Here is a 25,803-nt window from a genome sequence, read left to right as displayed (position 1 = left end):
TAACGACAACAAATGTCATCGTCCTCAGAGGGCCACATCGGAAGGGAGTGTGAGGGCGGTGGGGATCTGGACCTGTTCGCCCTGCTTGACCATTAGTTCGCAACGCAGAGCCTCAAGGAGAAGACGCGACTATGCACGAGACCTCGACAAATTCGGCTCAGGACCAGCTTTGAATGGATCGACTCACATGGTGGCGGGGCCGCTCAAGCCGGTGCGCCGCCCGCCGGCCGGCGGTATGTCTCTATCCCCAATTTCAGACATGAATGCCCTGAGCGTCGCGACGTTAGGTAGAGATTCCGGTCGGGAAGCCAGTTTGACAGGAGGAAAAGATGTCTCGAAAAATAAGGTTTAGTTCTGCGGCGGAGAAGATTTTGCGGAAACGGCAAAAAGCGTTCATAAAAAATTTTGGACGAGAGCTAAGTAGAGATTACAAAGTATTATTTGTTGACAATTCTGATGTCCCGATACAAATGAGCGAGGAAGAGATGAAGTCGGCAATTAAGAAGGTTATGCTTGCAGCCGGTACTCCTCAGCATTTTATATACGCGTATGAAAAGACTGGCTTTATGGTAACCGAAAACGGATACAGGAATATGAGCCGAGAAGATCGCGCGGAGTATGACCATGCAATTGATGAGTATTTCGAGATGGAGAAGAAACAGAAGTTCACACAATAGATAAATATCTGTGCACTCTCGGACAACTCAGCCGTAAAAATTGTGGAATCGCCAGCCCGGTTGAAACTGTCCATTGTCCACCAGGAAAGCCGTCAGCATCAGGATATAGGAAGCACCCAGCCGGATAGGTGAAGGCGTGGCCATTTCCGCCAGCGGCGCTGCGCGGCGGTTGCGGGTCGGGGGCATTCGGTAACGGGCGCACAGTTTCTCATAGCGATGCGTGAGATCGGCCTTGGCATCGGCAACGAGGTTGCGGAAGGCGGCCGATGGGCTGTCGCTGCGATGATAGAGCGGCGCGCCGCCGACCGACCACAGCGCGTTCTGCAGGCCTTCCGCCAGAGCGACGAAGCTCTCGCCGCCACGGATGACATGGGCGTGCTCGAAGCCCGACCAGACGAGCCGGAAGTGATAGAACAGATGATCGAGCGGCTCACCGGCGATCGTCACGCCGAGGTTGCTCATGTCGCTAAAATCCGAAAGCCCCCGCCGGCCGGGTTCATGGGTCTGGCGGATTCACCTCCTGTTCCTGACCGTGAACGGATCGCCATGACCGGATGCGCCGCGGCGGGGCAACTCCGTTGGGGCTGCGCCCTCCCTACGTCACACCCCCGCCGCAGAGTCTCATCCTGAATGGACGCTGGGTCTCACCTTTGTTTGTCGCCGCGCAGCCAACCCTCACGCCGCCGCAAGACCCAGTTGCTGGCCCGTTTTCGACCGCATCTTCAAACGCCGCGCCGGCTTTGCCATGCTTGATCTCACGCTAGCCAGGCTGCATGGCAACAAGGCCGAGTTGTTGACCGTTCTCGATCGGCCTGAGATCCCGCTCCACACCAACGGCACGGAGAATGACATCCGCTGCCAGGTGATCAGGCGCAAGATCTGCGGCGGTACCCGCTCAGAGGCTGGGCGCTCCTGTCGCGATGCCTTCCTCGGCCTCAGCAAAACCTGCCAAAAGCTCCGCATCTCCTTTTGGGACTATCTCGGTGCCACCTCGTAATAATCGACGATGCTCCACAAATCCAATGCCTGCCAAACATCGTCAGTTGCACCTGACCGCCACCACTCTTGCCCGTTATCGTATTGAGCGCGTTTATCATCGCCGGCGGACCCCAAAATAGGTATCCGGCTCTACGACAGGTCGAAAAATCGTGCACTTCAACGCATTGAAGCGGGATCGAGCGTACTTGAAAAGTGGTAAGCGGGATGATCATCGGCCCTGCCGCCCGGTTCGCTCCTCAGTTTTGCCAGAATGGCGCTCTTGTTACCGCCTGCGGCAGACCATCGCGGCGGCGTTTCGTTGTTCCGTGGCCTGGCAGTCGCTATATCAAAGTTTTGTTGCCTTCCTGCGCCCTCGAAGCGCAAGATATGTCGGCGCGACCCGGGTAGCAGGGGAAGCGTGTGTTGGACCAGGAACTGAAACAGAGTGCTTTTTCGACGCCGAGAGCCTGATGGCCTCCTGGAGCGGTTGCGTACCTATCTGTGGCCGCGCCGTTCGTTCTCGCGCTCTGTGCAATATTTCTCCAAGCGCATCCTGCGGCTGAAGGCGACGCCCCATTCCGTCGCGGCCGGCGTCGCGGCGGGCGTTTTCGCGTCCTTCTTCCCGCTTGGCTTCCATTTCGTCATCGCCGCCGTGCTCTGCTGGGTGATCGCCGGCAATCTGGTGGCGGCGGCGCTGGGCGCAGTGTTCTTCGGCAATCCGCTGACCTTCCCGCTGCTTTGGGGCGCATCCTGGGAAACGGGCAAGCTCATCCTGCATGAACGTCTGCCCAAGCACGGCCCGCCCGAACATCTCGGCGAAATGATGCAAACGCTTTCCTTCGGCAAGTTGTGGCATCCGATCCTGGAGCCGATGCTCCTCGGCGCGGTGCCGCTTGGCCTGGTCTTCGGACTCATCTTCTATGGCATCACCCGCTGGGGAATGACCGTGTTTCGCGAGCAGCGGAAGCGGCGCATGGCCGAGCGGGCCGAGAAGGCCAAGCGCGCTGGCGGGCGGGAAGTTCCCGCGGAATGATCATCGGCATCGGCAGCGACCTGATAGACACCAGACGCATCGAGAAGTCGCTGGAGCGGCACGGCCAGCGCTTTATCCAGCGCATCTACACCGAGGTCGAGCAGGCCAAATCCGAAGGCCGCGCGGCCCGCGCCGCCTCCTACGCCAAGCGCTTCGCCGCCAAGGAGGCCTGCGCCAAGGCGCTGGGCACCGGCATGGCCGAGGGTGTGTTCTGGCGCGACATGGGCGTGGTCAACCTGCCGAGCGGCGCGCCGACCATGGCTCTGACCGGAGGCGCCGCGGCAAGGCTGGAGAAAATCCTGCCCAAGGGCCACCGCGCGCTGATCCACCTCACCATCACCGATGATTTTCCGCTTGCTCAAGCCTTTGTGATCATCGAGGCAGTGCCCGCCGAACAAGCGCCACATTGATTCCATCTGACCACGGGCGGCATGACGTTGCCCAGCGCGCGCCGAGACTCTATACCAACCAACGCATAATCGAGGACGACATGAGCGTGGCTGAAAAATCGCAGAAGAAATCCGGCGGGCTTGGTGAAACCTTCTCCGTCATCATCCAGGCTCTGCTGCTCGCGCTTGTCATCCGCACGTTGCTGTTCCAGCCCTTCTCCATCCCGTCCGGTTCGATGCGGCCGACGCTGCTCGAGGGCGACTATCTGTTCGTCACCAAATGGGCCTATGGCTATTCGCGCTATTCGCTGCCCTTCGGCCCCAACATTTTCTCCGGCCGCATCTGGGGCTCGGAGCCCAAGCGCGGCGACGTGGTGGTGTTCAAGTTCCCGCCGGATCCGTCCGTCGACTACATCAAGCGCGTCGTCGGCCTGCCCGGCGACAAGATCCTGGTCAAGGACGGCCAGCTCTTCATCAACGGCACCGCCGTGCCGCGCGAAAAGGTCGGCCAGATCGACAATCCCGATATCACCGAGGTCGACCGTCCCGTCGACGTCTATCGCGAGACGCTGCCCAACGGCGTCACCTACGACACGCTCGACCTGACGCCCAATTCGATCGGCGACAACACACGCGAGTTCGACGTGCCGCCCGGTCACTATTTCATGATGGGCGACAATCGCGACAATTCCTCCGACAGCCGCTTCACCGTCGGTTTCGTGCCGGCCGAGAACCTTGTCGGCCGTGCCAACGTCATCTTCTTCTCGATCGCCGACGGCGCAAGCCCGTTGGAAATCTGGAAGTGGCCGTCGCTGATGCGCGCCGGACGCCTGTTCCATCTCGTCCACTAAGGTCATGGCGGCCACCAAGCGTTTGACCGCCGATGCCCTCGCCGAAGCGCTTTTCGAGCGCACCGGCCACGCCTTCGCCGACCGCCAGCGTCTGCAGCGCGCGCTGACTCATGCCAGCGCGCGCTCGACCCATGCCGGCGTCGACTACGAACGCTTCGAATTCCTGGGCGACCGCGTTCTCGGCCTTGTCGTGGCCGACATGCTGCTGGCGGCCTTTCCCGATGCCGCCGAGGGCGAGCTGTCGCTGCGCCTCAACGCGCTGGTCAACGCCGAGGCGCTTTCCGAGATCGCCGGGGAGATCGGCCTGCCGGAATTGATCCGCGCCGGCTCCGACGTGCGCAATCTCGACGGCCGCAAGCGAACCAATCTGCGCGCCGACGCGCTGGAGTCGCTGATTGCCGTGCTTTACCTGGATGGTGGCCTTGAGGCTGCCCGCGCGTTCATCCACCGCTATTGGCAGCCGCGCTCGCAGGCGACAGGCGCCGCCCGCCGCGACGCCAAGACCGAATTGCAGGAATGGGCGCATCAGGCGGCTGCCGGCGCGGTTCCGACCTACCGGGTGGATGGTCGCGAAGGCCCCGACCACGATCCGCTGTTCACCGTCAGCGTGAAAGTCGGTTCCTTTGCGCCGGCGATCGGCAGCGGCCGTTCCAAGCGCGAGGCGGAACAGGCAGCGGCGGCGGTGCTGTTGCTGCGCGAAGGCGTGTGGAGCGCGACATGACCGGCACCGAAGCCCCTGAAACACCCGCTACGCGTTCCGGCTTCGTCGCGCTGATCGGCGCGCCCAATGCCGGCAAGTCGACGCTGGTCAACCAGCTGGTCGGCGCCAAGGTGTCGATCGTCACCCACAAGGTGCAGACAACCCGCGCGATCGTGCGCGGCATCGCCACGCATGAGAACGCGCAGATCGTCTTCGTCGACACGCCCGGCATCTTCAAGCCGAAGCGCCGGCTGGACACGGCGATGGTCACCACCGCCTGGGGCGGCGCCAAGGATGCCGATGTCGTCGTGCTTCTGATCGATGCCGAACGCGGCATCAAGGGCGATGCCGACGCCATCCTCGACCGGCTGAAGGACGTCCAGCAGCCGATGCTGCTCGTCCTCAACAAGGTCGACCGGGTCAAGCCGGAGACGCTTCTGGCGCTGGCATCGGCAGCAAACGAAAGAGTTCCGTTCAAGCGCACCTTCATGGTTTCGGCGCTCACCGGCTCCGGCTGCAAGGACCTGCTCGACTATCTTGCCGAGACGCTGCCGGCCGGGCCCTGGTATTATCCGGAAGACCAGATATCCGACCTGCCGATGCGCCAGCTCGCGGCCGAGATCACCCGCGAGAAACTCTATCTGAGACTCCATCAGGAGCTTCCCTATTCCTCGCATATCGAGACCGAGAAATGGGAGGAGAAGAAGGACGGCTCGGTGCGGATCGAGCAGGTCATCTATGTCGAGCGCGACAGCCAGAAGAAGATCGTGCTCGGCCACAAGGGCGAGACGATCCGCGCCATCGGCCAGGCCGCGCGCGCCGAGATCGCCGAGATCCTCGAGCAAAAGGTGCATCTCTTCCTGTTCGTGAAGGTGCGCGAGAACTGGGGCGACGACCCCGAGCGCTATCGCGAGATGGGGCTGGAGTTTCCGCACTGATGCATGTCGCCCAAAAGTGCGGCGCGGTTTTGGGATGACGACATGCATGACTCAGATGCATGCCGTCTAAAACCGCGCAGCGATTTAGGACAACGACATGCATGACCCGACAGTGGAAATCGACACCGATCTCGTGCGCCGGCTGGTCGATGCGCAGTTTCCGGAATGGCGGCATCTGCCGGTGAAGCCCGTCGCGTTCGGTGGTTGGGACAACCGCACCTTCCATCTCGGCGACGAGATGACAGTCAGGCTGCCAAGTGCTGCTCCCTATTCGCTGCAGGTCGAGAAGGAGCAGCGCTGGCTGCCGAAGCTCGCGCCGCATCTGCCGCTGCCGATCCCGGAGCCGCTGGCCATGGGCGAGCCGGTCGCGTTCTATCCGTGGCACTGGTCCGTCTACCGCTGGATCGGTGGCGGGACGGCCAAGAACGGACGCGTCGCCGATCTCAGCACGTTCGCGCTCTCGCTCGCCGATTTCCTCGTCGCCCTGAAACGGATCGATCCGACCGGCGGGCCAGGTCCTGGCCAGCACAATTTTTATCGCGGCGGACCGCTGACGGTCTATGACGGCGAGGCGAGGCAGGCGATCGCAGCACTCGATGGCCAGATCGATACACAAGCCGCCACGACGGTCTGGGAGGCGGCCCTGGCCGCCACCTGGCATGGTTCGCCCGTCTGGTTCCATGGCGATGTCGCCTCGGGCAACCTGCTGGTCGAAGACGGCCGCCTGAGCGCCGTCATCGACTTCGGCACCTCCGGCGTCGGCGACCCGTCCTGCGACCTCGCGATCGCCTGGACCTTTTTCGAGGGCGAAAGCCGGGAGGCTTTCCGCGCCGCCATCGCGGTCGATGAGGCGACCTGGGCGCGCGGCCTCGGCTGGACGCTGTGGAAGGCGCTGATCACCGTTGCCGGACATGACGCCAACCAGGCCGAGGTCGGAAGGCAGCGCCGGGTGATCGACGAGGTGCTCGCCGATCACGAATGCTGGGCGTAACGCGGATCCACGCTTGGACAATCTGCCGAGCGGTCCCTGCTAGGAAACCTCGGTCTGGTCGGGCGCATCGTGCCCTTCATCGGGCGGACCGTCCTGGGTGACCTTGGTCTTGCGCCCGCGTTTGGGCGACTTGGCCAATGCAGCGTTTGTCGCCGCGCTGCGCTTGGGCCTTTCCGTCGTCAGCTTTGGCCCGGGCCGCTTGATGCGCGGCGGCGGTGACTTTCCCGCCTTGTCTTCGCCGCCCATGTAGAACGTCACATGAGGGAAAGGTATCTCGATGCCGCGCTCCTCGAAGACCTCCTTGATGATCTCGTTATAGGCGCGACCGAGGGCAAAATGCTTTCCGGGCTTGGTCTTGATGCGGGCCCGAACCAAAATGGCGGAGTCGGCGAATTCGGTCACGCCATGCATCTCGAGGTCGCCGATGATGTCGCCCGCGAACCCGGCCTCCTTCAGTTTGTCGAAGGCCTCGTGCATCGCCTGCTTCACCTCGGGAATGCTCGCCCCGTAATCCACGCCGATCGATGCGACGTGATAGCTGAAGGTCTTCATGAAGTTCGTCACGGCATCGACGGAAGAGAACGGGATGAGATGATAGGCGCCGTCGAGGGTGCGCAACGACACGGACCGGATTGTCAGCCGCTCAACGGTGCCTGTGACCCCTCCTGCGGTCACCACATCGCCTTCGTTCATCGCGTTCTCGAACTGTATGAAGGCGCCGGTGATGATGTCCTGCACCAGTTTTTGCGCCCCGAAGCCGACAGCGAGGCCGACAACGCCGGCGCCGGCAAGCAGCGGGCCGATGTTTACACCAAACTCGGACAGGACCAGCATGACAATGAGGACGCCCAGCGCGACCACAAAGGCATTGCGGAACAGGGCGAGAAGCGTCCGTTCGCGCGGGGAGGGGACATGGCCGTAATTCGGATTGAGGCGATATTCCACCCACGATTGGACGGCGAGATAGATCAGGCCGCCGACCAGCATTATCAGGATCGCGGAAACGATTGAAACGGCGAAGCGCTGGCCGACTTCGCTCGACAGCCACCCGACGACGTCTGCCGCTCGCCAGAATTGTGCGATGACCAGCAGCACGACCGCGGCAACCAGGATGCGAACTGCCCTGAGCACATTGGGAACGAAGGCATTGAGGCGCCGCTCGAGCAAAGGAAGCCGCTCGCTGACCTCGGCGGGCAGGTTTATCCCCGCTCCGGCGACCCGCGCGATGACGCCCGTCAGCAATACCCCTATGGCTATGGCGATGATCGATTGGACGGTGGCAGCGAGGACGAACGGCAGGGCCATCGCGGGCGCTGCGAGCCACAGAACAAAGACGAGGATCAGGTATCCGATCGCCACGACGTGCCAAAGCCTGGCGAGACCGGCCAGGAACCTGCTCAGAATGTCGGTTCGGCGGGTCTCGCTGCGGCGCAGCAGCCATCGCCGTACCTGATCGCGATTCTGCAGGATGACAATCAGGGCGAGCACCAGCGCGGCAAACATCACGACCACGCGGACCACTTGCGCGGCGTCTTCCGAAACGTTGACCGCAACGATCGGCGCGAGGAAGAACATCGTATAGCCGACCACGCTGACGAAGCGGCTCAGCCAGAAATACCAGTATGCCGCCGTTGTGTCGCCCAATGTCCAGATCCGCAGCGCGGGCCATCTCGGGGCAAGCAGTGTCCGCGCAAGGACCTTGATGAACTCGATGACCAGGAAGGCGTTCAAGAACAGCGCACGGTTCATCTCCGCCTGACCCGCCTGGTCGATAACGAAAGCAGAGAGCGAAGACACCGAACCGATTGCCCAGGCCGCGAGCACGGTGAGCGCGTCGGCCAGCGCCGACAAACTGATGAAGCCGAACCGCTCGAACCTGCCTCCGCGTGTCGCTGCATTGGCGAATGTGCGCTGGAACCGTCCAAAGGCGAACCGCAACGCGAGGTAGACGGCGAAGGTGAGAACCACGACAAGGGCGCTGTTGCGTACGGCGTTCCAAAGGCTCTGCACATCGATCGAGACGCCTCCCGAAAAGACGCCGGCAATTCTCTCGACGAGGGCGGCGGTCGTCTTGATCAGGCCCGAAGCGCTCTCTGCCGCGTCCCTCGTATACGCAGCGACCTCCTGTGCGATCGTCGTTTCAGGCGCTGCCTCGGCCGCCGGCTGGTTGCCTTCCGCGGCCGCGGCGCGCAGCTTGTCGATCAGGCGGTGCCGCGCCTGGTCATTCTCCAGGATGGTGATGAGCGCTTCGACATCCGCGTTCGGCTCGCCGGGCTTGGAACCTCCTTGTGCGGCCGGCTGGGCGAGGCTTGGTGCCCCGCAGAGCAGTAGAAACAACAACAGAGAAATTAGAGTTCGCATTGCTGGCCCTGGCGGAAAACTATCGATCGGAGTGCGCGCTGCCGGCGCCGGCTCGGACATTCTTGCAAAATCGCAGGCAGCCGCATCTTCGCATTGGTGCAGTTCATCTAGGGCGAACCTGCTGGGGTGGAAGTTGGTACCTTCGTCGAGTGCGGCGGGTCCCTCCTTGGCGACGCGCTCTGGGTGCCATAACGAACTTTGCCGCCGATCGTTGCCTGGTTGGCCAAAGACAGCGTCATCGCCAGCGCGAACCGTCTTATGTTGAAGCGCTCGGTTCGCTCGCTGGCTGGTTTCTCTGTGTCAGATACGACACACGCAAATCTTGATTTCACCGTCCAACGGGTGAAAAGCTCGACCCATGGAATGGCGCGACGAGGGAATCATTCTCGGCACCCGCAGGCATGGCGAAACCAGCGCCATCCTCGAGGTGATGACGCGCGCGCATGGCCGCCATCTGGGTCTCGTGCGCGGCGGCCGCTCGCGCAAGCAGCAGCCGGTGCTCCAACCCGGCAACCGCGTCGATCTTCTGTGGCGCGCGCGGCTCGACGAGCATTTGGGCATCTTCCAGGCCGAGGCGATCGAGATGAACGCCGCCCGGCTGATGGACAGCGCGGTCGCCGTCTACGGCCTGCAGACCATGGCCGCGCATCTCAGGCTTCTGCCGGAACGCGACGCCCATGGCGGCCTCTACGAGGCGCTTGCCGTGATGATCTCCCATCTCGACGACGCCGATGCCGCGGGCGAGCTGGTGGCGCGCTTCGAATTGCTGATCCTCGATGAGCTCGGCTTCGGCCTCGATCTCAGCCAATGCGCGGCCACCGGCACGCGGCAGGATCTCGCCTATGTCTCGCCGAAATCCGGGCGCGCCGTTTCGCGCGCCGCCGGTGAGCCCTGGCGCGACAAGATGCTGGCGCTGCCCGCCTTCCTGCAGCGCGGCTCAGGCCTGCGCGCCGACGCGGCCGCGCTGGAGGACGCCTTCCGGCTGACCGGCTTCTTCTTCACCCGACATGTCTATGAGCCACGCGGCCTCGAGGCGCCCGATGCTCGCGCCGGCTTTCTCGCGGCCTTGCGGCGGCATCAGGCGGCGATCAAAGCGATCGAAAACGTCGCACAGTAAGGCAGCGCCTATCTGGCTTCCCGCCGTTCCAGAAAATCGTCGAGGATGGCGCGCTGGCCTTTCAGGATCTTGAGGCCGGCTTCGGGAAGTGAAAACCAGCCGGCTTTGTCCACTTCGGGGAATTCCTTCTTGGCGCCGGACCTTGGCGGCCATTCCATCGTGAACGTATTGCTCCTGACGGCGTCCACATTGATGTCCGCTTCGACGCTCCAGGCGATCACGATCTTGCCGCTCGGCTGCTTGTAGCGGCCGACGGGTTGGAAGTCGCCGTCGATGGCGACGCCGAGCTCCTCCTCAGTCTCGCGCCGGGCGGCCGCGAGCTCATCCTCGCCATCGTCGATGAGCCCCTTCGGGATCGACCACGCGCCTTCATCCTTTTTTGCCCAGAACGGTCCGCCGGGATGGACCAGCAGGAATTCGAACACACCGCCGGTTCGCCTGTAGATCAGCAGCCCGGCGCTTCGCTGCGGCATCGGTCGTCCTCATGGCTATTCCCCCGAAGACCCTAGAATAGCACGAGTATTTCGCGGCAGGTGGCAGGTAATCTCGCCGCCCGAGTCCGGCCGTTCGACGTGTGCCATTGGATAAAGCCCCAAGTTGCTGGCAATCGGCGCCGAAACATGCTCGACCTTGCAGGCCGGCAAGGCGCTGATTTCAATAGCCGTCCCATTGCCGCATTTGTCGGCCACGACTGGCACGGTTTTGAGGGGAGCCGCCATGGATTTTTTCAGCCTGATAGCCATTGCCGCTGTCATCGCCTTATTCGTCATCGTTTCGCGCCAGCAAACCCGCATCGGCCTGATCGAGCGCGAGCTTGGCGCGCTGCGCAGCCTGGTGCTTTCGGGTATCCCGCAGCCCGCGCCGAAAACGGGCGGGGCGGCGGAAGGCGCGCCGGGTGAAGCGCCGGCCGCAGCCGCCGTGGTTGCCGTGCCGAAGGCAAATGAAGCCGTCCCGGCTGAAGCCGCTGCCGCGGCGCCCGATGCTCCTAAAGCCGAGGCGTCCGAAGCGGGCGAGGGGACACCGTCCGAGCCCGCCACGCCAGCCGAAGTGGCGCAACCTGCCGCGCCGGCCGAGGCGGCTGCGCCCGCAATGGCCGCGCGCCAGACCGATGTCGAGACGGCGCTCGGCACGCGCTGGGCGGTCTGGGTCGGAGGCATCGCCCTGGCGCTGGGTGGGCTGTTCCTGATCCGCTACACCATCGAGGCCGGCATTTTCGGCCCCGGCGTGCGCCTCGCCATGGCCGGCATCCTCGGCCTGGTGCTGGTCGCCGGCGCCGAGTTCATCCGCCGCACCGGCTTCAGGGTGCCGGTGCAGGGCGCGGCCGGCGCCTATATCCCGGCGATCCTGACGGCGGCCGGCGCCTTCATCCTGTTCGGCACCGTCTATGCCGCGCATGGCATCTATGGCTTCATCGGTCCGGCGCTCGCCTTCACGCTGCTCGGCGCCATCGGCATTGCGACAATCGCGGTATCGCTGGTCCACGGCCTGGCGCTGGCCGGCATCGGCCTTGTCGGCGCCATGGTCACGCCGGCATTCGTCGCCTCCGAGGCGCCCAACCCTTGGGCGCTGTTCGTCTATCTGGCGATCGTGCTTGCCGCGACGGCGGCAATCGCCCGCATCCGCGACTGGAAGGCGCTCGTCGCGGCGGCTTTCGCCGGCTGCGGCATCTGGACCACCCTCTATATGACCGATGCGCCGGAGGTGAACCTTGCCGCCGTGATGTTCATCAGCCTTGCCACGCTCGCCGTGCTCGCCTTCGTCTGGCTCGACCTTTTCTTGATTACTGGCCGCGACGAAGCGGAATCCGGCTTCGACTGGCCGTCGATCGTGCCCGGCTTTTTCATTGCGCTGACCGCGCTCGGCCTGTCGGTCGATCCGGTCTTTGCCAAGGCGGGCGATGCCTTGCACGGCGCGGTGCTGCTCGCGGCCCTTGTCGCGGTGGCGCTCTACCGCCCCCGCGCACTGCCACTGGTTTTCGCCGCCGGCCTGGCGACGGTGCTGATCTATCTCGGCATCGTCCCGCCCGCCACCATCGGCGCCGATGCGCTGGATGTCGGCCTGGGCGCCGAACCGCTGGCGGCATCCGATGCGCTGACCTTCCGCATCGGCGTCGCGCTCGCCATCGTCTTCATTGCCGCCGGCTTCTGGGCCGCGCGCCGCTTCGCCGCCGCGGCACCCGTCCACGCGGCGTCCTGGGCGGCATGGGGCGTGATCGCGCCGCTGGTCGTGCTGACCGCGCTCTGGCTCACCTTCGGCGATATCGACCGCGACTTCGGCTACGCGCTGCCGGCGCTGCTTCTGGTGTTGATCTTTGCCGCTGGCGGCGAGTGGATCGCGCGTGGCGAGGAACCGCCGCTCGGCGGTGGACCCGCTGTCTCCTTCGCGCTCGCCGGGGCCGGCGTTGCCGCTCTGCTGATGCTGCACATGGCCTTCGGCTCCGGCTGGACCACGGTGCTGCTCGGCGCCGCCGCCGTCGTGCCGGCCTTGGCGACGCGCTGGCGCTCCTATCCGGTGCTGGGCTGGATCGCGGTTGGTACCGCGGTCGCCGTGCTCGGCCGCGTCGCCTTCGACCCGACCATCGTCGGCGCGGCGGCGCTGTCGAGGACGCCTGTCGTCAACTGGCTGCTGCTTGGCTATGGCGTGCCGGCGCTCGCCTTCGGCTTCACCGCCTGGCAACTGGCGCGCACCACCAACGGACGGCCGCGCCTTGTCATGGAGGCGGCCTCGGCCCTGTTCGCGCTGCTCACCGTTGCGATGCTGGTGCGCCACGCCATGCATGGCGGCGTCATCGACACCGGCCCCGTCACCCTTGCCGAACAGGCGATCTACACGCTGATCGCGCTCGGCGCCGGATCGATCCTCGTCGCCATCGACATGCGTTCGCCGAGCTCGGTGCTGCGCTATGGCTCGATGGCCGCCGGCGTGGTTTCGGCGGGCTTGATCGTCATCCAGCATTTCGCGGTGCTGAACCCGCTGGTGACGGATGAATCGACCGGCACCATTCCGTTCTTCAACCTGTTGTTCCTCGCCTATCTGCTGCCGGCGATCGCCGCGGGTGGGCTGGCGCTCTATGTCCGCGACAAGCGCCCAAGATGGTACGCGGCGATGCTGGCGCTGTTCGCTTCGTTGCTTGCCTTCGCTTATGCGACGCTGTCGGTGCGGCGGCTCTTCAAGGGCGAGTTCATCGGCTTGTGGAGCGGCCTTGGCCAGCTCGAGACCTACACCTATTCGGCGCTCTGGCTGGTCATCGGCGTGGCGCTGCTCACCGCCGGCGTCTGGCTGAGGTCGCAGCTGCTGCGCATTGCCTCGGCGGTGCTGATCGCGGTCGCGGTGGTGAAAGTCTTCCTCTTCGACATGTCGGAGCTGGAAGGCGTGCTGCGCGCGCTCTCCTTCATCGGGCTGGGCGCGGTGCTGATCGGCATCGGGCTGTTCTACCAGCGGCTTTTGACGCGGGCGGCGAGAGAGGGTGACAACCCCGCTATTTTCTAACTACGCCGCGCAGACGGCGCTGTCCGGCCGCGCCTTTGATGAGGCCCGCGATCTTGCGGACAAATGCCGGGCTGAAGGAACCGATCGGCTTTGTTGTGACCAGATCATAAGCTTCGTCCATCCGGACGCGGTTGTACTCATCGAGGATCAGCCATGACGGAAAGTCGAGGCCGCCCCTGCGGCACTCGATCTCACTGATGGCGATATGCGTACGGGACCGGTGGGGCTTTTGCGAGGTGAGCGGGAACAGGAATAGCGCCGCAGGCGTGGTCGGCGTTCTGACCACAATGCAGACCGGTCGCGCTTTGCGGCCGGATTCTTCGCCGGCGTCAGCCTGTCGCGCCCATAAATAGTAGTATTGAACCAGATCGCCGGGCTTAAGCATCCGGCTTGTCGCCGGTTATGATGGACTCCAACCCCGACATGAGTTCATCGTGGACCTCGTCCGGCGCATTCTCGAGCGTGTAAGCGGCGGCATGGGACGAGCCGACGAGTTGCCGGTATTGGGTGGCTGACAGGATGATCAGCTTTTCTTTGCCACGTTTTGTGAGAGCGACCGGCTCGATCATCGCCGTCTCCAGGATTTCGCCGGATGCGCGGTTCATATCCGAAAAGGTGAATTGCTTCATTGGTCGTCACCTCATACGTAATTTACCTATTATACCTATCTTACGTAATTAGACAAACAAAAGCATCGCCATTTGGACCGGGAATAAACCGGCATCCGTTGGCGTTGTTAAGGTGCTTGGGTACCGGAGCGGGTGGTCCGCTTCGCGCTGGCTGCTTGCGCCGCGCCGGAAAGGCGCGTTCAATCGGATGGAAAACGACCTCGAAACAAGCGGTCATGGACGACAAGAAGGCAGCGATCCTGAGCGAGATACCGCGTCTGCGGCGCTATGCGCGCTCGCTGCTGCGCGATCGCGATTCCGCCGACGATCTCGTCCAGGACTGCCTGGAGCGGGCGCTTGTGCGGCTCGACAACTGGCAGACTGGAGAAAGCCCCCGGAGGTGGCTGTTTACGATCATGCATCATCTGTTCATCGACCAGATGCGCAAGGTTAACCGGCGTGGCGAGTCGGCGATGTTGCCGCTCGAAGCCGGCGAAGCCCAGGCTGCGCCCGCCGATCAGGTCGAAAGCATCGCCTCGCGCGAGATCATGGATGCCCTGCAGGCGATCAGCCCCGATCGCCGCGCGGCATTGGTGATGGTCGCCATCGAAGGCTTTTCCTATGCCGAGGCCGCCAACATCCTCGGCGTGCCGGCCGGCACACTGATGTCGCGCATCGCGCGCGGCCGCGAGGAACTGCGCGGCCTGCTGGACGACTCTTCGCGCCGCCGCTCGATAAGGATTGTCGAGCGATGACCCGGCGCGATTTCACTGAACGCGATATCCACATGGCCCTCGACGGCGAGCTGCCGGGCGAGGAGCGCATGGCTTATGAAGCCTGGCTCGAAGCCAATCCTGAGATGAAGGCGAAGAGCGCTCGCTACATCGCCGACCGCACGGCGCTGCGCGCCGCCTTGGCTGGCGTCATGGACGAGCCGGTGCCGGCGCGGCTCAAGGCAGCGGTGCTTGGCGAAGCGCCGGCGAAGACGTCTGCATGGCGTTCGCGCTGGTGGCTTTCGGCGGCGGCCGCCGTCGTGCTGATGGTCGGCGGCATCAGTGGCTATGTCGCCGGCATCGGCGGCGTCGGCCGAAGCGATGACAGCGACGAGCAGCTCGTCGAGCAGGCGATCGCCGCCCATGTCATCTACGCCGGCGAGAAGCGTCACGCGGTCGAGGTGCCGGCGAGCGACAAGGACCACCTTCAGACATGGCTGTCCAACCGGGTTGGGCTGAAGCTGGTGGCGCCCGATCTGGCGGCCGAAGGCTTCGAGCTCGTCGGTGGCCGGCTGCTGCCTTCGGGCGAGCACGGCAAGGCCGCGATGCTGCTTTACGAGGACGCCAAGGGCGAGCGCATCTCGCTCTTCGTCACCGCCGAATCGTCCGCGGCCGCCAAGGGCACCTATGCTGCCGAAGCGGACGGCCCTGAGGCGGTCTATTGGTTGGACAAAGGCTATGGCTGCGCCGTCGTCGGCTCGCTGCCGCGCGAGCGGCTGTCGGACGTCGCCAAGATCGCCTATGGCCAGCTTCTCGCCGGTATTTCGAGCTGAAACCGGCTGCGTTTTGCGCAGCCGGCAGCCCTTCCAAACAGCGATCTTGTTCAAACACTTCGCGCTTCCTTGCCGCCACGGAACCTGTCACAATTCGGCCCTAATCAAGGAGCGATAGCGCTTGACGAATACTGGCGCTTCGGCCGGTGTTGCTTTAGTGACCGGGGCCATTTCCGCAATCCAATCGAGGTTCTCCCAAGCCCGCATGCCTGCCGAGATTCGCAAGGCCCGCGCGTCAGACGTCGATGACCTCGCCGCCATCGAGAAGGCCGTCTTCTCGGGCGACCGGCTTTCCCGCCGCTCCTTCCGTCAGTTCATCGAGCGCGAGACCGCCGAGATGCTGGTGGCCGAGAACGACAGCCATGTCGCCGGCTACGCGGTGGTGCTGTTTCGCAAGGGCAGCGGCGTGGCGCGGCTCTATTCCATCGCCGTCGGTCCGTTCTTTGGCAACCTCGGCATCGGCCGCCAACTGCTGGCCGCGGCCGAGGAGGCGGCCTACGAGCACGATCGCATGATGCTGCGGCTCGAAGTGCGCGAGGACAATCAGCGCGCCATCAGCATCTACGAGCAGGCGGGCTACCGCAGGATCGGCCGCGAGCCCGACTACTACGAGGATGGCGCCACCGCGCTGCGTTACGAAAAGACGCTGCGCGGCGACGTCCCGACCGCTACTGGGGTGCCGTTCTACCAGCAGACCTGCGAATTCACCTGCGGCCCCTGCTGCCTGATGATGGCGATGGCCAATTTCGACCACGGCTTCGTGCCTGATCCGGTCATGGAGATCCGCTTGTGGCGCGAGGCGACCACCGTCTTCATGATGTCGGGGCCGGGCGGCTGCGAGCCTTTCGGCCTGGCGGTTGCCGGCTATGAAAGCGGGCTTGCCGCCGAGATCTTCGTCTCCTTCCACGGCGCGCTGTTCCTGCAGTCGGTGCGCAGCGAGGACAAACGCCGGGTGATGGAACTCGCCCAGGTCGACTTTCGCCGTCGCGCGGAACTTTACGGCATCCCGGTGAATTACCGTCCGTTCGGCATCGACGACATCCGTACCGCCCTTGCCGGGGGCAAGCTGGTGCTGGTGCTGATCAGCGGGTTCCTGATGTTCGGCAAGAAGGTGCCGCATTGGGTGCTCGCCATCGGCGACGACGGCGACCATATCCTGATCCACGATCCCTGGGTCGAGGACGAAAGGCAGGAGACAATCCTCGACGCCGCCAACATTCCCGTGCCTTACGCTATCTTCATGAACATGGCGCAGTTCGGCCGCGACGGGTTGCGCGCCGCCATCACTCTGGGAAAACGCTGAAACAATGACCTGGGTCATCCTCACAGGCAGGCAGAACGACCTCGACCAGGTGGCGACGCCGCACAAGATCATCACCAACCGCGACTACCTCGCGCATCCGGCGCTGTTTCGCGGCCAGCGGCCGAAGGTCATCAACCTGTCGAACAACTACGGCTACCAGAGCCGCGGCTACTACGCCTCACTGCTCGCCGGCTCGCGCGGCCACAAGGTGATCCCTACCGTCGAGACGATGATCGACCTGTCGGAGCGCAAGCTCTACGAGCACGCGCTGCCCGAGCTCGAGCTCGCGCTCAACAAATGCCGCAAGGATCTCGGCGGAACCTTCCCGTCGAAGGTCGCCGTCTTCTTCGGCATCGGCCCGTCGAAAGTGTGGGACCGCTTCACCAAGCTTCTGTTCGACTGGTTCCGCGCGCCGGCGCTCGAGGTCCACATCAAGGATAGCGCCGAATGGGCCTCGATCCGAAAGATCGGCTTCCTGCCGCTCGCCCGCATGACCGACGAAGAGGACGCCTTTTTCCTGCAGTGCCTGGACACCTATACCAACCGCGAATGGCGCGACACCAAGGGCCGAACGCCGGCGCGCTATACTTTCGCTACGCTGGTCGATCCGCATGAGGAACTGCCGCCGTCGGAAATTTCCTCGCTGCGCTACTGGGCGCGGATCGCCGAAAAGATGGGCGTCGAGGTCGAGCCGATCACCAGGAAGGATCTCGCCAAGCTCGCCAACTACGACGCGCTGTTCATCCGCGAGACGACGTCCATCTCCAATCATACCTACCGCTTCGCGCGCCGCGCCCAGCAGGAAGGCATGCCGGTGATCGACGACCCATTGTCGATGATCCGCTGCACCAACAAGGTCTATCTCAACGAGCTGATGACCTACAACAAGGTGCCGGTGCCGCCGACGGTGATGATCGCCGGCACCTCGGACCTTGAGCTTGCGGCGCAGACGCTGGGCTTTCCGCTGGTGTTGAAGATCCCGGACTCGTCCTTCTCGCGCGGCGTCAAGAAATGCGAGAACCTCGCCGAACTGACGAAGCTCGCGACCGAGTGGCTGGAGGATTCCGACCTCCTCATCGCGCAGAAATTCATCCCGACCGAATATGACTGGCGCGTCGGCGTGCTCGGCGGCCAGCCGCTCTTTGCCGTCCACTATCTGATGGCCAAGAAGCACTGGCAGATCGTCAACCACAAGGCCAACGGCAAGCCCGACCAGGGCGGCATCAAGACCTTCACGCTGAAGCAGACGCCGCCGCATGTCGTCGAGACGGCGGTCAAGGCGGCAAAGTGCATCGGCGACGGGCTCTACGGCGTCGACCTCAAGGAGACCAAGGACGGCGTCTTCGTCATCGAGGTCAACGACAATCCCAATCTCGACCATGGCTGGGAGGATTCCGGCGAGAAGGACGAGGTCTGGGTGCGGCTGACGCAGTGGTTCCTGGAGCGCCTGGAACGATAGCTGCTCGAATGGGGCAAAGATGCTGTTTTTCGTAATCGAGGATTTCAGCGGCTGCGACCGCAAGGAAATCTACCGCCGCTTCCGCGACAAGGGCCGGCTGAAGCCAGACGAGCTCGTCGTGCACCACAGTTGGATCGCAGGCGACATGAGCCGCTGCTTCCTGCTGGTCGAGGCCGATGACGTCACGCTGCTGCAGCGCTGGGTCATCGAATGGGCCGATCTGGTCGAGTTCGAGATCGTTCCCGTTGCGACCAGCAAGGATATGGTGGCCGCATTGGCTGGACATCTCTAACTGCTAGGCGATCAGCGCCGGAGACCTGACCGCGCGCCGACATTCCTCGATCAGCCATTCGCGGAATGCAGCCACGACATCGCGTCTCGCGCTGCGCTCCGGGATCGTCAGGCAATAGGGCTGGCGCAGTTCCAGCGCGCCGGCCGCAGGGCGCACCAGCCTGCCGTCTTCGAGCGCCCGGGCGCAATAAATGCCTTGCGCTAGCGCCACGCCCAGCCCTGACATGGCGAGGTCGAGTGCCGCCCGAGACGAGTTTGCGGAGAGGCCGCGCCGTGCCGCCCGCCCTGGCTCGATGCCGGCCGCCTCGAACCAGTTGCGCCAGGACGGAAAGGAGGCGCCGGTCGGTCCCCAGTCGGTGTGGATCAACGGCAGACCGGCGAGGTTTTCGGACTTGATTGCGCCGGCAAGGCCCGGTGCGCAGACGGGATAGACCGCGTCCCGGACGATCTCCTCGGTCGGGTGCTCGCGATAATGCGGGCCGTAGGAAAGCCGGATGTCGATCAGCTCATGGTCGAACGGCACCGGGTCGTCGTCGCCTCTGAGCGAGATGTCGGCGGCGCCGTGGCTGGCGACGAAGCCGGCGAGGCGCTCGGAAAGCCAGCCCATCGCCATCGAAGGCGGCACCGAGATGACGAGCCTTGGCCGGAAAGCATCGCCGCCGCGCGCGACGCTGCCGATCTCCTGGAAGGCCATGGTGAGCCTGGGCAGCATCTCGACGCCGGCTTCGGTGAGCACGACGCGCCGGTTGACGCGGTGGAACAGCTTGCGGCCCATCTGCTCCTCGACGGTGCGGATGAGCTGGCTGACGGCGGCCGCCGAAATCGACAGCTCTTCCGCCGCCGCGACGAAGCTGCCGGTGCGCGCAGCCGCCTCGAACGCCTGAAGTCCCCTCAGCGATGGAAGTGCGACCATGGCAATCCGAAAGATAAGGTAATCTTATCTATTTTACAGAAATCCTCGTTTTTCGAAAGGTTTCTTGCTGAGTAGGCTGGTTTCATGCACGCAATCGGCCGCAACGAACCCGTCGACCACCGCGACGTCATCGCCTCGCTGAGCAGTGCGGAGCGCAGCCGGCTGACCGGCAAGTCAGACTGGCCGGGCCTCCTCCAGTTCGCGATCCATCTCGGTGCCATCGTCGGTCTCGGCGCGCTGATCGCGGTCAAGGTTCCGTTCTGGCCGCTGCTGATGCTGCCGCAGGGCATCTTGATCGTGTTCCTGTTCACGCTGCTGCACGAAACGCTGCACAGGACGGCGTTCGAGACGCAGTGGCTGAACGATGCCGTCGCTCGGCTCTGCAGCCTGGCGATCGCGCTGCCCGCCGACTGGTTCCGCTATTTTCATTTCGCCCATCACCGCTTCACCCAGGATCCGGAGAACGATCCGGAACTGGCCTTCCCGAAGCCCGAGACCTTGCGGCAATACATCGTCCATGTCTCGGGCCTGCCGGTATGGTGGGGGCATTTCAAGACGCTCTGCACCAATGCCGGCGGTCGCTGCCGGGACAGCTACGTGCCGCCGAAGGGCTTGCCGAAAGTGCAGGCCGAGGCGCGCGCGATGATCGCTTTCTACGTCGTCTTACTGGCGCTTGCCCTCTGGTTCAAGGCGACCGTGCTGCTTTACGTCTGGATCGTGCCGGCGCTGCTCGGGCAGCCCTTCCTCAGGCTCTATCTGCTGGCCGAGCATGGCCGCTGCCCCTTCGTCGCCAACATGCTGGAAAACAGCAGGACGACGATCACCAACTGGTTTGTCCGCAAGCTCGCCTGGAACATGCCTTACCATGCCGAGCATCACGCTTATCCCGGCGTGCCGTTCCACCAGTTGCCGGCGTTCCATCGGCTGATCGGGCGGCATCTCAAGGTGGTCGAGCCGGGATACGTGAGCTTCCACGAGAAATACATCGAGACGCTGCGCTGACGGTGCCTGGCGTCAGCCGGATTGGCGCAGCTTTTCCTGCGAGCGCAGCAGCCGGCTCGTCTCTGGGGCCTTGGCCGGCACGCCGATAAGAAAACCTTGTGCCTCGCCGCAACCTGCTTTGCGCAGCATCTCGAGCTGCGCTTCGGTCTCGACGCCTTCGGCGGTGACGGTGATGCCGAGCTCGGCGCCTAATCCGATCACGGTGCGTACGATCGCCGCCGTGTCGCGCTTGTCGAGGTCGCGGATGAAGGAGCGGTCGATCTTGATCTTGTCGACCGGGAAACGCCGCAGATAGCCGAGCGAGGAATAGCCGGTGCCGAAATCGTCGAGCGCGATGCGAACGCCGAGCCCGCGCAATTGGCCGAGCGTCTTCAGCACCGTATCGCTCTCGTCCATCATCACCGTTTCGGTGATTTCGAGCTCCAGGCGGCTGGCCGGCAGGCCGGAAAAGGCAAGCGCCGAGATCACGCCGCGGGCGAAGCCGCCGCTCCTGATCTGGGCGGCCGAGACGTTGACGGCCATGCGCACGTCCCGCGGCCAGCTTGCCGCCACGCTGCAGGCCTTGCGCAGCGCCCAGTCGCCGAGCTGCACGATCAGCCCGGTTTCCTCGGCCGCCGCGATGAAGTCTTCCGGCGGCACCAGCCCTCGCGACGGCGAGCGCCAGCGCATCAGCGCTTCGGCGCCGACGATATCGCCGGATGCGATGTCGAGGATCGGCTGAAAATCCAGTTCGAACTCGCGCTTGGGGAGCGCCGCTTCGAGATCGGCTTCGAGTGCCAGGCGCTCCCGCACCATGGCGTCCATGCCGGGCTCGAAGAAGCGGTAGATGTTGCGACCCTCGCTCTTGCCCCGGTAGAGCGCCATGTCGGCATTGGTCAAAAGCGTGTCGGCGTCCCGCCCGTCATCGGGATGGAGCGCGATGCCGAGGCTGACGCCGACATGCATCTCGCGGCCCTTGTCGCGATAAGGCTTGCCGATGATCTCGATGATGCGCTTGGCCAGCTTTTCGGCATCGGCCGCCGCCTTGATGTTGAACTGGATGATGGCGAATTCATCGCCGCCGAAACGGGCCACCACATCTTTCTCGCCGCGCAGGCAGCGCCGCAAGCGCTCGGCCACGCATTTCAGCAGCCAGTCGCCTGCCGGGTGTCCGAACGTGTCGTTGACGGCCTTGAAGCGGTCGAGGTCGATCGAAAAGATGGCCAGCGGCGCGGCGTTGGCCTCGCTCAGCGCCTGGTCGAGCCGCTCGCGGAACATCGAGCGGTTGGGCAGGTTGGTCAGGGTGTCGTGATGCGCAAGATGCGTCATGCGTTCTTCGGCGCGGCGTCGTTCGGTGACGTCGTCGAAGGTCACCACCCAGCCGCCGCTCATCGGCTGGCGTACGACCAGAAACGTCCTGCCGTCGGAAAGATAGCGGTAGGTCGACTGCATCTTCCCCGCCCGCAGGCAGGCTTCGGTCTTGGCGACTTCGCTGTCGACGTCGATCGAGGTGTAGATGCCGAGCTCCATCAGTCGTTCGAGCGCGTCGCGGTGCGTCGTTCCAAACGGGAAGTCCGCCTCGGCGACCTTGTAGAGCTCCAGAAAACGCTGGTTGCGCACGATCATCTTGCCGTCGGTGTCGTACATCAGCAGCCCTTGCGACATGTTGGCTAAAGCGGCGTCGAAGCGGCGGTGCTGCTCCTTCAACTCGTCTTCGGCGCGCCGCTGCTCGGTCACGTCCTCGTAGATCGACACCCAGCCGCCGGAAGCCAGCGGCCGGTGCGAGATGACGATGATGCGCCCGTCCGCCAGCGTCTCCTCATAGGTCGAGGGCTTCGCGCCGTCGATATAGGGCTTGCGGACGGCATAGAGCTCCTCGGCGCTTTGCGAGGCGATGCCGATATCGACGCTGTGCTGTAGGATGTCGAAGAAGCGGATGCCGGGCTTCATCACCTTGGCGTCGAGGCGGAACAGGTCGATGTAGTTCCGGTTGCAGATGATCATGCGCTCATCGGCATCGAACATGCACAGCCCGTGCGACATGTTCTCGACGGCGGCCGAAAAGCGTTCGTTCTGCGCTCGGAGTTCCTCGGCTATCCGCCCGGCCGGACCAACACGGGTTGCTTTCCGCCTGCCGGCGGCCGAACCAGTCTTGACATGAGCGACGGGCATGAGCGCGCCTGCTGACCGTGACTGAACACGTCACTGTCATCGCTGCCGGTTAATTTAGCGTTCTTTTACGTTGCGGAATTCACCGCAAGAAAAGCCTGGCGTTCAGCCTCAAGCGCCGTGAAACGCTTCAGAAATGCCGTCTGCGCCCAGGTCACCGAGCGCGGCGTGATGTCGAAACGGTCGGCGGAAAAGCCGCGTGGCCGGCCGAAATACTCGGTCGCCTCCGCCGTCGAGAAGCCGGCGAGCAGCGTCGCCTCGTAGTAGGCGGCGATCTGGTCGGCGCGCTTGATGTCCTTGCGCAAGGGGGCGCCGAGCTCCGCCGGCAGCGAGAAGCGCAGATGGATGGCGCGCTGCAGCCTCAGCTCGCAGTCCTTGTAGGAGCCGCCCATCACCGACTTGAAGGGCGAGATCATGTCGCCGATGACATATTCCGGCGCGTCGTGCAGCAGCGCGGCAAGCCGCGCTTCGGCAGACGCGGCCGGCACCAACTCGCCATAGAGCGCCTCGACCAGCAGCGAGTGCTGCGCGACGGAAAAGGCATGCTCGCCGCTGGTCTGGCCGTTCCAGCGGGCGACGCGGGCGAGCCCATGCGCGATATCGGCGATCTCGATGTCGAGCGGCGAGGGGTCGAGCAGGTCGAGCCGCCGGCCCGACAGCATGCGTTGCCAGGCGCGCGGCGGCGCGCCTGCCCGGTCGGCCGCCATCAGGCCTCCTCCGCGCTGACCGCGTCCTGCGGAAAGGTGAACTTGGCCCAGGCAGGAATGGCAAGCGTCACTGCGACGTCGCCGGCCATGATCTTCTCGCCGGCATCGAGCGCCGCCTTGACGCGGTCGATGCGGGCGATGGCAAGACCGGTTTTGCCACTGACCGAGCCGAGCGCGCCGACCGGCCGGCCGGCAACGGTGAGCTCGGTGCCGGAAGCGGGCAGGGAACCGTCGGCGGACGCGATCAGCACGCGGCGTCTCGCTGTACCGCGATGCTGCATGCGCGAGACCACTTCCTGGCCGACATAGCAGCCCTTCCTGAAGCCGACGCCACCGGTCTCATCAAGCAAGACATCATGCGGGAAGGCGTCGCCGAGCTGGTAGTCGGAACCGCTTTCCGCGATGCCGTTGGCGATGCGCAGCGCCTGCCAGGCGCCGGGGTCGCCATCCTCGGCCGCGCTGCCATAGACACGCCCGACCGCGACATTGCGGAAACGGGAATCGGCAAGCGTTGTTGAATCAGCCCCGGCTGAATCAGAAAGTGAGGCGTTTGAATCGCCGTCCCACGCAACCGTGACAAACACCTGATTCTGCTTGGCAATCTCGGCCTTTGCCCTTAGCCTGTAAAGCATCAGCCGGCGCAGGAAATCATCGGCTATGTCGGCCCGGCACTCCAGGCGGAAGCCGATGTCGCCGGCGCGCGAGATGAGGAAATCGAACAGGATCTTGCCTTGCGGCGTCAGCAGCGCGCCAGGCTTGGCCTCGCCGGCGGCCAGTGTATCGAGATCGGTGGTCAGGATGTTCTGCAGGAAATGCTCGGCGTCGGGGCCAGACACGGAAATGAGCGCGCGGTCTTTCAGCAGGGCAAAGGGCATGGGCGGAAGTTGGCCTGATCTTGCAAAAACGATGGTCATTACGTAAGCCGGCCACACTCCCCCCGCAAGAGATTGGACCAGCCATGGCAATCACCTTCGACCTCATCCTGACAGGCGGCACGGTGGTCAACCATGACGGCGAGGGCCGGCGCGATATCGGCGTAAGGGCAGGGCGCATCGCTGCCATAGGCGATCTTGGCCAGGCATCGGCCGGTGAGACGATCGACTGCCGCGGCCTGCATATCCTGCCGGGCGTCGTCGACAGCCAGGTGCATTTCCGCGAGCCGGGGCTGGAGCACAAGGAGGATCTGGAGACGGGTTCGCGCGCGGCGGTGCTGGGCGGCGTCACCGCCGTCTTCGAAATGCCCAACACCAATCCGTTGACCACCAGCGAGGCGACGCTTGCCGACAAGGTGCGGCGCGCCACCGGTCGCATGCATTGCGACTTTGCCTTCTGGGTCGGCGGCACGCGCGACAATGCCGGCGATGTCGGCGAGCTCGAACGGTTGCCGGGAGCGGCCGGCATCAAGGTCTTCATGGGCTCGTCCACCGGCGATCTGCTGGTCGAGGATGACGAAGGCGTCGCCTCGATCCTGAGGAACACGCGCCGTCGCGCCGCTTTCCATTCCGAGGACGAGTTCCGCCTGCGCGAACGGCTTGGGCTGCGTGTCGAGGACGATGCTTCGTCCCACCCGGTCTGGCGCGACGAGATCGCCGCGCTGCGCTGCACCGAGCGCCTAGTGGGCATCGCAAGGCAGGCTCGCGCCCGCATCCATGTGCTGCACATCTCAACAGCGGAAGAAATCATCTTCCTCGAACAGCACAAGGATGTCGCGACCTGCGAGGTGACGCCCCATCACTTGACGCTGACGGCGGACGACTATGCGCGACTGGGCACGCTGATCCAGATGAACCCGCCGGTGCGGGCGGCGCGCCATCGCGACGGCGTCTGGCACGGCATCTCGCAAGGCATTGTCGACGTGCTGGGCTCCGACCATGCGCCGCACACGCTGGCCGAGAAGGCGAAACCCTATCCTGCCTCGCCGTCCGGCATGACCGGCGTGCAGACGCTGGTGCCGATCATGCTCGACCACGTCAACGCGGGCCGGCTCACCTTGCAGCGTTTCGTCGATCTTTCCAGCCATGGCCCGCAACGCATCTTCGGCATGGCGCGGAAGGGCCGCATCGCCGCCGGCTACGATGCCGACTTCACCGTCATCGACCTCAAGCGCCGCGAGACCATCACCAACGCGCAGGCCGGCTCCAAGGCCGGCTGGACGCCCTATGACGGCAGGCAAGTCACCGGCTGGCCGGTTGGCACCGTCGTGCGCGGCACCCGGGTGATGTGGGAGGGTGAGATCGTCACGTCCGGCCAGGGTAGGGCGGTGGAGTTCTCCGAGGCGCTGGCGGCCTAAGGCCTGTGGGGA

26 protein-coding genes and 1 pseudogene are annotated in these 25,803 nt (G+C 64.3%); 17 read left to right on the top strand and 10 right to left on the bottom strand.

Annotation, left to right across the window (positions count from 1 at the left end):
• Positions 1-329: 329 nt before the first annotated feature.
• Positions 330-677: a hypothetical protein gene (locus EJ070_RS32115; RefSeq protein ID WP_126094936.1), complete on the top strand. Its 348-nt coding sequence runs from the start codon at positions 330-332 to the stop codon at positions 675-677.
• A 162-nt stretch (positions 678-839) separates the two neighbouring features.
• On the opposite strand, the pseudogene EJ070_RS32110 reads toward EJ070_RS32115, so the two are convergent.
• A pseudogene (locus EJ070_RS32110) lies at positions 840-1,239 on the bottom strand (IS21 family transposase); the annotation flags it as partial.
• Positions 1,240-1,422: 183 nt separating this feature from the next.
• Here EJ070_RS32110 and EJ070_RS32105 point away from each other — a divergent pair.
• The 7 genes from EJ070_RS32105 (at position 1,423) to EJ070_RS32075 (ending at position 6,557) form a co-directional block, all read left to right on the top strand.
• Complete coding sequence (locus EJ070_RS32105) at positions 1,423-1,674, top strand: transposase (RefSeq protein ID WP_210211960.1); 252 nt, start codon at positions 1,423-1,425, stop codon at positions 1,672-1,674.
• 426 nt (positions 1,675-2,100) lie between these two features.
• Positions 2,101-2,688: a DUF2062 domain-containing protein gene (locus EJ070_RS32100; protein WP_126094935.1), complete on the top strand. Its 588-nt coding sequence runs from the start codon at positions 2,101-2,103 to the stop codon at positions 2,686-2,688.
• Positions 2,685-3,098 (top strand): holo-ACP synthase, encoded by a 414-nt coding sequence (gene acpS, locus EJ070_RS32095; RefSeq protein ID WP_126094934.1) that lies wholly within the window; start codon positions 2,685-2,687, stop codon positions 3,096-3,098. Before EJ070_RS32100 ends, acpS begins: the two co-directional genes overlap by 4 nt.
• An 80-nt stretch (positions 3,099-3,178) precedes the next feature.
• The gene (gene lepB, locus EJ070_RS32090; RefSeq protein WP_126094933.1) at positions 3,179-3,928 is read left to right on the top strand and encodes a signal peptidase I; all 750 of its coding nucleotides are present in this window, start codon (positions 3,179-3,181) and stop codon (positions 3,926-3,928) included.
• Between the two features lie 4 nt (positions 3,929-3,932).
• On the top strand, positions 3,933-4,649 hold the full coding sequence (gene rnc / locus EJ070_RS32085; RefSeq protein WP_126094932.1) for a ribonuclease III: 717 nt from the start codon (positions 3,933-3,935) through the stop codon (positions 4,647-4,649).
• Positions 4,634-5,566, top strand: a complete 933-nt coding sequence (gene era, locus EJ070_RS32080; RefSeq protein ID WP_189350195.1) for a GTPase Era — start codon at positions 4,634-4,636, stop codon at positions 5,564-5,566. The genes rnc and era overlap by 16 nt, the downstream gene beginning before the upstream one ends.
• Positions 5,567-5,663: 97 nt before the next feature.
• The gene (locus EJ070_RS32075; protein WP_126094930.1) at positions 5,664-6,557 is read left to right on the top strand and encodes an aminoglycoside phosphotransferase family protein; all 894 of its coding nucleotides are present in this window, start codon (positions 5,664-5,666) and stop codon (positions 6,555-6,557) included.
• Positions 6,558-6,596: 39 nt separating this feature from the next.
• On the opposite strand, the gene EJ070_RS32070 is transcribed toward EJ070_RS32075, so the two are convergent.
• Positions 6,597-8,897 (bottom strand): mechanosensitive ion channel domain-containing protein, encoded by a 2,301-nt coding sequence (locus tag EJ070_RS32070; protein ID WP_245464744.1) that lies wholly within the window; start codon positions 8,895-8,897, stop codon positions 6,597-6,599.
• Positions 8,898-9,276: 379 nt separating this feature from the next.
• Between EJ070_RS32070 and recO the strand changes: the two genes are divergently transcribed.
• Positions 9,277-10,035, top strand: coding sequence for a DNA repair protein RecO (gene recO / locus EJ070_RS32065; RefSeq protein WP_126094928.1), 759 nt, complete (start codon positions 9,277-9,279; stop codon positions 10,033-10,035).
• Between the two features lie 8 nt (positions 10,036-10,043).
• Here recO and EJ070_RS32060 read toward each other — a convergent pair whose 3' ends face one another.
• Both EJ070_RS32060 and EJ070_RS32055 read right to left on the bottom strand, forming a co-directional pair.
• A complete protein-coding gene (locus EJ070_RS32060; protein ID WP_126094927.1) occupies positions 10,044-10,508 on the bottom strand; it encodes an NUDIX domain-containing protein in 465 nt (154 codons plus the stop codon).
• 15 nt (positions 10,509-10,523) lie between these two features.
• Complete coding sequence (locus EJ070_RS32055) at positions 10,524-10,778, bottom strand: hypothetical protein (protein WP_126094926.1); 255 nt, start codon at positions 10,776-10,778, stop codon at positions 10,524-10,526.
• Between EJ070_RS32055 and EJ070_RS32050 the strand changes: the two genes are divergently transcribed.
• Complete coding sequence (locus EJ070_RS32050) at positions 10,753-13,524, top strand: DUF2339 domain-containing protein (protein ID WP_126094925.1); 2,772 nt, start codon at positions 10,753-10,755, stop codon at positions 13,522-13,524. The two genes, EJ070_RS32055 and EJ070_RS32050, sit on opposite strands and share 26 nt — an antisense overlap.
• Here EJ070_RS32050 and EJ070_RS32045 read toward each other — a convergent pair.
• Complete coding sequence (locus EJ070_RS32045; RefSeq protein ID WP_189350193.1) at positions 13,514-13,909, bottom strand: hypothetical protein; 396 nt, start codon at positions 13,907-13,909, stop codon at positions 13,514-13,516. The two genes, EJ070_RS32050 and EJ070_RS32045, sit on opposite strands and share 11 nt — an antisense overlap.
• Positions 13,902-14,153 carry a type II toxin-antitoxin system Phd/YefM family antitoxin gene (locus EJ070_RS32040; RefSeq protein WP_126094924.1) on the bottom strand — a complete coding sequence of 84 codons (252 nt, stop codon included), beginning with the start codon at positions 14,151-14,153 and terminating at the stop codon, positions 13,902-13,904. Before EJ070_RS32040 ends, EJ070_RS32045 begins: the two co-directional genes overlap by 8 nt.
• A 215-nt stretch (positions 14,154-14,368) precedes the next feature.
• Here EJ070_RS32040 and EJ070_RS32035 point away from each other — a divergent pair, with 215 nt between their 5' ends.
• The 5 genes from EJ070_RS32035 to EJ070_RS32015 all read left to right on the top strand — a co-directional run bounded on the left by EJ070_RS32035 (position 14,369) and on the right by EJ070_RS32015 (position 18,732).
• Positions 14,369-14,887 carry an RNA polymerase sigma factor gene (locus tag EJ070_RS32035; protein ID WP_040972071.1) on the top strand — a complete coding sequence of 173 codons (519 nt, stop codon included), beginning with the start codon at positions 14,369-14,371 and terminating at the stop codon, positions 14,885-14,887.
• Positions 14,884-15,678 carry an anti-sigma factor gene (locus tag EJ070_RS32030; RefSeq protein WP_126094923.1) on the top strand — a complete coding sequence of 265 codons (795 nt, stop codon included), beginning with the start codon at positions 14,884-14,886 and terminating at the stop codon, positions 15,676-15,678. Before EJ070_RS32035 ends, EJ070_RS32030 begins: the two co-directional genes overlap by 4 nt.
• Before the next feature lie 205 nt (positions 15,679-15,883).
• Positions 15,884-16,981 (top strand): GNAT family N-acetyltransferase/peptidase C39 family protein, encoded by a 1,098-nt coding sequence (locus EJ070_RS32025; protein ID WP_126094922.1) that lies wholly within the window; start codon positions 15,884-15,886, stop codon positions 16,979-16,981.
• A gap of 4 nt (positions 16,982-16,985) precedes the next feature.
• Positions 16,986-18,440: a RimK family protein gene (locus EJ070_RS32020; RefSeq protein ID WP_126094921.1), complete on the top strand. Its 1,455-nt coding sequence runs from the start codon at positions 16,986-16,988 to the stop codon at positions 18,438-18,440.
• Positions 18,441-18,459: 19 nt separating this feature from the next.
• Entirely contained in the window at positions 18,460-18,732 is a 273-nt protein-coding gene (locus EJ070_RS32015; RefSeq protein ID WP_126094920.1) for a DUF3303 family protein, read from the top strand.
• A 3-nt stretch (positions 18,733-18,735) separates the two neighbouring features.
• On the opposite strand, the gene EJ070_RS32010 is transcribed toward EJ070_RS32015, so the two are convergent.
• Positions 18,736-19,644, bottom strand: coding sequence for a LysR substrate-binding domain-containing protein (locus EJ070_RS32010; protein ID WP_126094919.1), 909 nt, complete (start codon positions 19,642-19,644; stop codon positions 18,736-18,738).
• Positions 19,645-19,728: 84 nt separating this feature from the next.
• Between EJ070_RS32010 and EJ070_RS32005 the strand changes: the two genes are divergently transcribed.
• Entirely contained in the window at positions 19,729-20,646 is a 918-nt protein-coding gene (locus tag EJ070_RS32005; protein ID WP_126094918.1) for a fatty acid desaturase family protein, read from the top strand.
• A 12-nt stretch (positions 20,647-20,658) separates the two neighbouring features.
• Here EJ070_RS32005 and EJ070_RS32000 read toward each other — a convergent pair whose 3' ends face one another.
• The 3 genes from EJ070_RS32000 to EJ070_RS31990 form a co-directional block, all read right to left on the bottom strand.
• Positions 20,659-22,797, bottom strand: coding sequence for an EAL domain-containing protein (locus EJ070_RS32000; protein ID WP_126094917.1), 2,139 nt, complete (start codon positions 22,795-22,797; stop codon positions 20,659-20,661).
• 65 nt (positions 22,798-22,862) lie between these two features.
• Positions 22,863-23,501 (bottom strand): HD family hydrolase, encoded by a 639-nt coding sequence (locus tag EJ070_RS31995; protein ID WP_126094916.1) that lies wholly within the window; start codon positions 23,499-23,501, stop codon positions 22,863-22,865.
• The gene (locus EJ070_RS31990; RefSeq protein ID WP_126094915.1) at positions 23,501-24,376 is read right to left on the bottom strand and encodes a folate-binding protein YgfZ; all 876 of its coding nucleotides are present in this window, start codon (positions 24,374-24,376) and stop codon (positions 23,501-23,503) included. The genes EJ070_RS31995 and EJ070_RS31990 overlap by 1 nt, the downstream gene beginning before the upstream one ends.
• 83 nt (positions 24,377-24,459) lie before the next feature.
• Between EJ070_RS31990 and EJ070_RS31985 the strand changes: the two genes are divergently transcribed.
• A complete protein-coding gene (locus EJ070_RS31985) occupies positions 24,460-25,791 on the top strand; it encodes a dihydroorotase (RefSeq protein WP_189350191.1) in 1,332 nt (443 codons plus the stop codon).
• Positions 25,792-25,803: the final 12 nt, after the last annotated feature.

This window comes from Mesorhizobium sp. M1E.F.Ca.ET.045.02.1.1 (genome assembly GCF_003952485.1).
Lineage (GTDB): Bacteria > Pseudomonadota > Alphaproteobacteria > Rhizobiales > Rhizobiaceae > Mesorhizobium.
Note: the sequence above shows the minus strand (reverse complement) of the source record. Positions and strands in the feature narration are given on the sequence as shown.